The organism is Mesorhizobium sp. M4A.F.Ca.ET.090.04.2.1, assembly GCF_003999085.1.
Lineage (GTDB): Bacteria > Pseudomonadota > Alphaproteobacteria > Rhizobiales > Rhizobiaceae > Mesorhizobium.
This window is the reverse complement of record NZ_RZOT01000332.1, coordinates 1-6,744: the sequence shown is the minus strand read 5'-3', so window position 1 is coordinate 6,744 and position 6,744 is coordinate 1. Positions and strand designations below refer to the sequence as shown.

The following is a 6,744-nucleotide window of genomic DNA, read 5'->3' as shown; positions in this document are numbered from 1 at the left end:
GGTGGTGCCCCCGGACGGGATCGAACCGCCGACCTTCGGTTTACAAATTTTGTGCCAGAACACCCCGAAGCATAACGTTATCTAACGTTGACGTCTGTCAAGGCGTTGATTTTACGTAATTTTATCCGGATTTAGACCCGGAGAGCATCGGTTTGCATAACGGCCAATAACGTAATATCACATACCCCAGTTTACCCCTGAGGTTACCCCGGAGCCGAAACCGATGCTTAATTCGATACCCGGCCAGTTCAAAAAGGCCGCTGCATTCATCAGCAATTTGAAGCCGACAACCACGCGGCAAGAGATACCAGACAGCACTCAGTCCGGGCTCTACCTCGTCATGCAACCGAGCGGCGCTTTGTCGTGGGCGGTGCGTACCAAGATCGACGGTAAGGCGTCCAAAGTTACTATCGGTCGCTATGACGAAACGGGCAGTGTCGAACGCGGTGCAATTATCGTGTCGGCAACCCAAGCGCTCAACGTCACCCAAGCACGGGCGCTTGCCGAACGTGTGGTTGCGGATGCACGGCGCGGCAACGATCCCCGGCAACAGAAGATCGACAAGACGAGTGTGGGCGCTTGGTTCGATGAATTTATCAAGACGGCCAGGACGACCGGTTTCAAGGGTAGGGCGGTTAAGGCAACCACAGCGGACGAATATGAGCGCATAATCGCGACCAATATCAAACCGCACTGGAAACACGTTAACGACATTCGGACGCTCGATTACCGGGACGTCGAAAAGCTCTTGGCGAAGCTGACGCCGGGCGCGAGGCGGAACGCCTTTGCGGTGCTATCCGCGTTCTTCCGCTGGAAGCCCGTTGCGCGCGTCATGGGCCGGAACATCATCGAGCTTGCCGAAGCGCCGGCCAAGCCGACCAGCCGCGACCGCGTGTTGTCCCATGAGGAAATCAAGACGGTTTGGAACGCTTCCGAAAAGTGCGGCTATCCGTTCGGCCCCATGACACAATTGCTATTGTTGACTGGGCAACGCCGCGACGAAATCGCCGATCTGAAATGGTCCGAAATTGCCGATGACGCGATCACGCTTGAAGCAGCTCGTACGAAGAATTCACGACCGCATGTCGTGCCGCTCTCGCCGCTTGCAAAGACGATAATTGAAGCGTTGCCCAAGATGCACGACGCGGACGGCAATTTGTCGGAATACGTGTTCACGACAACCGCAACGACGCCGTTCAGCGGATTCAGCAATGGCAAGAAAGCGCTCGATAAGCATTGCGGCGAACCGGCGTTGCCCGATTGGCATTTGCACGATTTGCGGCGCACATGTGCGACCGAACTAGCCAAGCTTGGAATTAAGCAGGAAGTGACCGAAGCAATCCTAAATCACAAAACCGGTAAGGTGTCCGGGGTTGCCGCGATCTATAACCGGTACGATTATCAAGACGAAAAGCGGGACGCTTTGGAACAATGGGCGACACGCGTTAAAGCAATCACTGGAAACAACGTTGCCATACTCCGGAAAGGTTTGGCGTCATGATCATTGGCGTTATCCTATTCCTCCTTGGAATTAGCCTAATTGCTTCACCTTTGATGCCGCTCGGGGTCATCTTCCTGATTATCGGTCTAACGATGATAAATCGATGGGATCGTAAACGGACAAAGAGCGACGGCTGGAGCCCAAATAAGAAGAAATGGCGCTTATAGTTATCCACAGCGGAGTTATGGAGAGTTATTGACCACTAGACTTTGTTATGGTCGGTTATCTATGCCAAAGGTTGGACGACCGATGGTGTGAGGGGCTGGACGGCCCAAGGCCGCGAGGAAGACGCGGCGATAGGGGTTGGACGACCCGGAGCCGGGAAACGACCCGGCGCTCTGCGATGGATCGCGAGAGCCAGCCTCCCAGCCATTCCCTCATCAACAAGGTTCGTCCCATGTCTTCCGTGGAACTCATCCCCGCGCCCGTTGTGCGCGCGGCTCTCGGCAACATCACCGATATGACGCTCTATCGCTGGCTGAACGGCTCATGCGATCCCCGAACGGGAAAGGTGACGCCGCCCGTTTCCGACTTCCCCCAACCCCGCGTTATCAACAAGCGCCGTTATTGGGTGCGCGCCGAAGTCGAGCAATTCATGTTGGCCCGAGGGGGCGATTAATTCCCCCATGGCTTACCCGCGCCGCTTTCGGCGGGACTGCGTTTTCATCAAGTATTTGAGTTAACAACAATTTCCAGAAACAGAGCAGCGGTTAGTTGATCCGACGCTCAAAGAATGGCCGGCGAGCGGTGCAACGCTGCCGGCCCTGAAGGACAATACCAGTGAACGCCCACATATCACCACCCGCGCGCTCGGGCAACGTCGACGTGCCCGAACCTCTCAAGGCGCTTCCGCAGTTCGTCGTCTGGCGGCTTGTGCAACGACCCGGTGAACCGAAGCCGGCGAAGCTGCCGTTCGATCCGAAGACCGGGCAAGCGGCTAGTGCCGTCGATCGCGCTACGTGGTCGGATTACGGCACGGCAACTATGGCGCTGGCGTCCGGCCAATATGCCGGGATCGGGTTTGTGTTTACCGACGCGGACCCTTTCTTCCTAATGGACTTAGACGGTTGCCGCGACGCGGCGACCGGCGAATTATCTCCCGAAGCTCAAGCGATTTGCCGGCAATTTAGCGGTGCAGCGTGGGAGCTTTCGCAGTCAAATGAAGGCCTGCACATTTTCGGCCGTTGCGACAAAGCCGCGCTCGCCAATTTCCGCAACAAATGGGCCGGCTGGCTGGAGTGCTATCGGACGGGGCGGTTCGTCGCGTTCGGTCCCGGCGGCATCCAAGGCAATATCGATCTCGATTGGACCAACCAGTTGGCTTGCATGATCCCGTTGCGGGCGGCAGGCGAGACGGACGATGCGGCGCCCTCTGGCGTCGATCCGCGATGGAACGGCCCGGAAGACGACGGCGAGCTTCTACAACGCTTCCTGGCCTCCGTAGGCGGCACCAAGGCGACGCTGGGACAGTCCCCGACTAACATCCAGCTATGGGAGGCTCACGAGGCCGCGCTGGCGTCGTTCTATCCCTCCAGCACCGGCAAGCCGTTCGACCAATCACAAGCCGACGTGTCCCTAATGAATCGGCTCGCCTATTGGACCGGCAAGGACCACGAAAGAATGATTAGGCTGTTCAGCCAATCGGCGCTTGGCCAGCGGGAAAAATGGACGAAGCGGGCATATTACCGAAATAGAACAACCCTTAATTCCATCGCGCATTGCATCGTGGTCTACACCGGCAATATGCAGGAACGTCGGGACCGGCAGATTGCGGAGAACCGCAAGATCGGAAGCGACTCCGGACCCATCCACACGCGCGTTCTGACCATTGACGACGCGATTGCCAATCTCTGGTTTGTCCGCGACGGCAAATCGGGTGGAGCAGTTGCCGATTCCGGAACGCTGTACGCCCGACCGTTTGCGACGGCTCAACGGGACTATGCGGCAAGCAAATATGAGGTCGAAACGGAAACGTTCGATCCGAAGACCGGGACGTTCAAAAAGAAATCTCAGCCGGTTCTCAATCTGTGGATCCAGTCACCAGACCGGAAGAGCGTTGACGTTGTAACTTGGAAGCCGAACGCGTCGATCATTTGCGAGGCTCCGGAGACCCAAGGGACCGGTTTCAACACTTGGCGCGGGTTTCGACCCTGCAGCTTGCCGAACAACGATCAATCGCTTGTCGCGGTCTGGAATGAACACCTTGCGTACCTCGTCCCAATCGAGACAGAGCGCCGTCGTTTCGAGCAGTGGCTTGCGCACATTTTGCAGCGACCGGAAGAGCTCCCACAGTCTGCTTATCTGTTGATCGCCGAAGAAACTGGCATCGGCCGCAATTGGCTGTCCAGCGTCCTAGTTCGCGTTTTGCGCGGCTACGTCGCTGCCGGCGTTGAATTGCAAGAAATCCTCGAAGGGACGTTCAACGGTCGATTGAGCAAGAAATTGCTTGCCGTTGTGGATGAGGGGAAAGCCGGAATGCAAGGCTGGACCCGCTGGAGCCACAGCGAAAAATTGAAGGCGATGATCAATCCGGAATTCCGACGGATCAACGAAAAGCACGGTCTGGAATACGTCGAATACAATTGCTGTCGCTGGCTATTTTTCAGCAACAATTGGGACGCTCTCCCGTTCGACGCTTCGGACCGACGCTTCAACGTGATTGCCAATCCGACCATTAGACAATCGCCCGAATACTACGAACGCCTTTATGGACATATTTCCAATCCGAAATTTATCGCAGCGGTTCGAAATCGTCTGGAGTGCCTGGACCTAACCACGTTCAAGCCCGGCGCAATACCGGACATGAACGAAGCCAAGCGGAAAGCTCTTGGCGCGATGCAGTCGGACTTGGACGGGCTGATAGCCGCGTTCAGGGAAGAATGGCCGGGACCGGTTGCCGAACGAAGCGACCTCATGACCTATTTGCACGACAACAACGTCAAAATACCGGGCGACAAGACGGTCAATAAGTTGATCGAGCGAGCCGCAATGACGCTCTCCGGCAAGGTTGGAAGCGGACTAAATAAATATCGCTTTGTGATCATCCGGGACTACAGCTTGCAACAGATCGAAGCCGATCCACAGGGGGCTTACGCCAAGGCTGTAGACGCTCGCGGCAAATTTAAATTTGGAGGCTAAATTCCACGTGGACCGGGTTGGACCACGTTTTAAACCTTATGGAATGAAGGGGGAGTCTCGCGTGTTAGAAATATAACCTGGTCCAACCCGGTCCAGCCCCGGCCCCACTTCTAAAATTATGAAAATAAGTATGGAGCGGCCATGAACTCGCCGCTGCTCTCATGACGCCGCCGCAGGGGAGCACCGGTTAATTAGACCGATACAGAACCGGCAAAACTGCAACCAAATCAACGCGCAAATTACCCGGTCGGCACAATGGGTAATCGCCGGGGTAAAAACCAGGAGAAAGCAACCATGTACGAACTAACCCTATCAGCCACACCAGACGGAATTAAGTTCGCCAAGCTCGGCGTTGCCTTCGATGCCGCGATGGAACATTTCCGGGACCGACCATTTGCGCGTCCGCTCCGTCGAGCAACGTTCAATTTTGACGATGCAAATATCCAGATATTCAGCGGATATGACGACACGCACCGGAACGTCCGGACGACATTTTGGGTCGAGAAGAATTATTGCAGCTATCATTTCCTGATCGACGCCAGAGAATTAATGACCGGCAAGCGTGTGGTAGCAGTGGGCAGCGTAGGCGGTCCGAACGATGCAAATATCGTGTCCGGCAACAATTATTTCTTTGTCGGCATGGACGAAACAATCGTTCACACGCTTGATGAGAAAAACAACCACGGCTTTGCCATGACCGGACCGAATTACGTTGCGGAATTGTTAGACCGATTGCTCCAGCCGTGGAAGTCTTATTCGGTCGAGCCACAGAACAAGTTACAGCCAGTAACGCCAGAAATTGCACGTGCGCTGGTCCGTCTAGGTTATCGATCTAAGGATGCGACCACATGGGCGGCACCGGGCGCAAATATCGGTAACATTCAATAGTAATTAGCAGTTGTGGATAACTTTCCGGTTGTCTTTGCTTGTCGCGACGGTCAGTCTTATTGCTTTCGCTTAAATACGACTAACTCTAAGCGGAAGGAATACAGACTATGGCAATCAAGGGTTTCAACAAGGTAGCGGGCGAGACGAGGGGCGGGCTCTATCAGTGGTCCAGCCCGACGGGCGGGTCGTATAGCTGGTATTGGCCTGCACAGTTCGCTGGGGTAAGCGGCGAGCTGGATTCTGTCGCTACGGCGCTCGGGACGGGCCTTAGCGCGGCGGCAGCGTCCATTGCCGCCGCAGACGGGCAATTTAAGCGCGTCGAGGACGTGGCGCGCGTTGGGGCGGAAGCTTGCTCACGCTACTGCGGCCCCGGCTTCCGCGCTGTGCGCCAAGCCGCCATCTCCGAACGCCAGACCGTAGCGGCGGCTCGCTATAGTCTGAAACAACCAATCGAAGCCACGGCGACCCCGAACGGTAATGCCGTGGACGTTCTACAGCGCCAAGAAATTAGGCAGATGCTCCGCTCGCAATTCGGCAATGATCTTGGCGCCGCCTACAAATGGTGTGTCGAAGGCGGATTGACCGTACTCAACGCGGTCGTCCCCATGATCGCGTTGACCCAATTCAAGGACGATCCACAGTTGATTGCCTTGCTGGAGGAAGCGTTCGCCGTGGAAAAGACGCTGAAAGTCATGGGTAACGAACCGTCGGACGATTTCTCGACCGCCGCCGATCCGTTGAAGACAACGATGGACAATTCATCGATCCGTCTTCTGGCGAAGGGTAAAGTTGATCAGATCAAGCTCCGTTCGGACGCCGTGGACGCCGCAAACAAGCTCTTGATCGCGACGATCAATTTCACCTCGCAATCGTCTAATTTGAGCGAGACGGAATCGTTCAACTTGTTGATGGGTAAATCCGCCTAGTAATTTGCCGATAATACTAGGCGTGTCGCCCCGGCGATTTCCTTCCTCCTTTGAATCGCCGGGGCGGATTTTCGCCGTAAAATTACCGAAAAATGGCTGACACGGGTGTTAAAATACAATGGTAAATCTTACGCCCAATATCGGCAAAGACGACGGAACCGGTAAAGACGAGCGATCCGGCAAATTCCTGCCCGGTCACAAGGGATTTAAGAAAGTCGGTTCGCGGTCGAAAGTTTCCCGGCAAGCTATCGACATGGCAAACGAGCACGCCGTCACGGCTATGAATATGCT

Annotated in this window: 5 protein-coding genes and 1 tRNA gene; 5 read left to right on the top strand and 1 reads right to left on the bottom strand. The window is 55.6% G+C overall.

What is annotated here, in order from left to right; genetic code table 11:
• Positions 1 to 2 precede the first annotated feature (2 nt).
• Positions 3 to 63, bottom strand: a tRNA-OTHER gene (locus EN781_RS34030).
• 160 nt (positions 64 to 223) lie between these two features.
• Here EN781_RS34030 and EN781_RS21680 point away from each other — a divergent pair.
• The 5 genes from EN781_RS21680 (at position 224) to EN781_RS21660 (ending at position 6,453) form a co-directional block, all read left to right on the top strand.
• The gene (locus EN781_RS21680) at positions 224 to 1,501 is read left to right on the top strand and encodes a site-specific integrase (RefSeq protein WP_127400316.1); all 1,278 of its coding nucleotides are present in this window, start codon (positions 224 to 226) and stop codon (positions 1,499 to 1,501) included.
• Positions 1,502 to 1,844: 343 nt separating this feature from the next.
• Entirely contained in the window at positions 1,845 to 2,120 is a 276-nt protein-coding gene (locus tag EN781_RS21675; protein WP_210213487.1) for a hypothetical protein, read from the top strand.
• 161 nt (positions 2,121 to 2,281) lie between these two features.
• Entirely contained in the window at positions 2,282 to 4,639 is a 2,358-nt protein-coding gene (locus EN781_RS21670; RefSeq protein ID WP_127400315.1) for a DUF5906 domain-containing protein, read from the top strand.
• Between the two features lie 294 nt (positions 4,640 to 4,933).
• Positions 4,934 to 5,527, top strand: a complete 594-nt coding sequence (locus EN781_RS21665; protein WP_127400314.1) for a hypothetical protein — start codon at positions 4,934 to 4,936, stop codon at positions 5,525 to 5,527.
• A gap of 107 nt (positions 5,528 to 5,634) precedes the next feature.
• Positions 5,635 to 6,453 (top strand): hypothetical protein, encoded by an 819-nt coding sequence (locus EN781_RS21660; RefSeq protein ID WP_127400313.1) that lies wholly within the window; start codon positions 5,635 to 5,637, stop codon positions 6,451 to 6,453.
• Positions 6,454 to 6,744 lie beyond the last annotated feature (291 nt).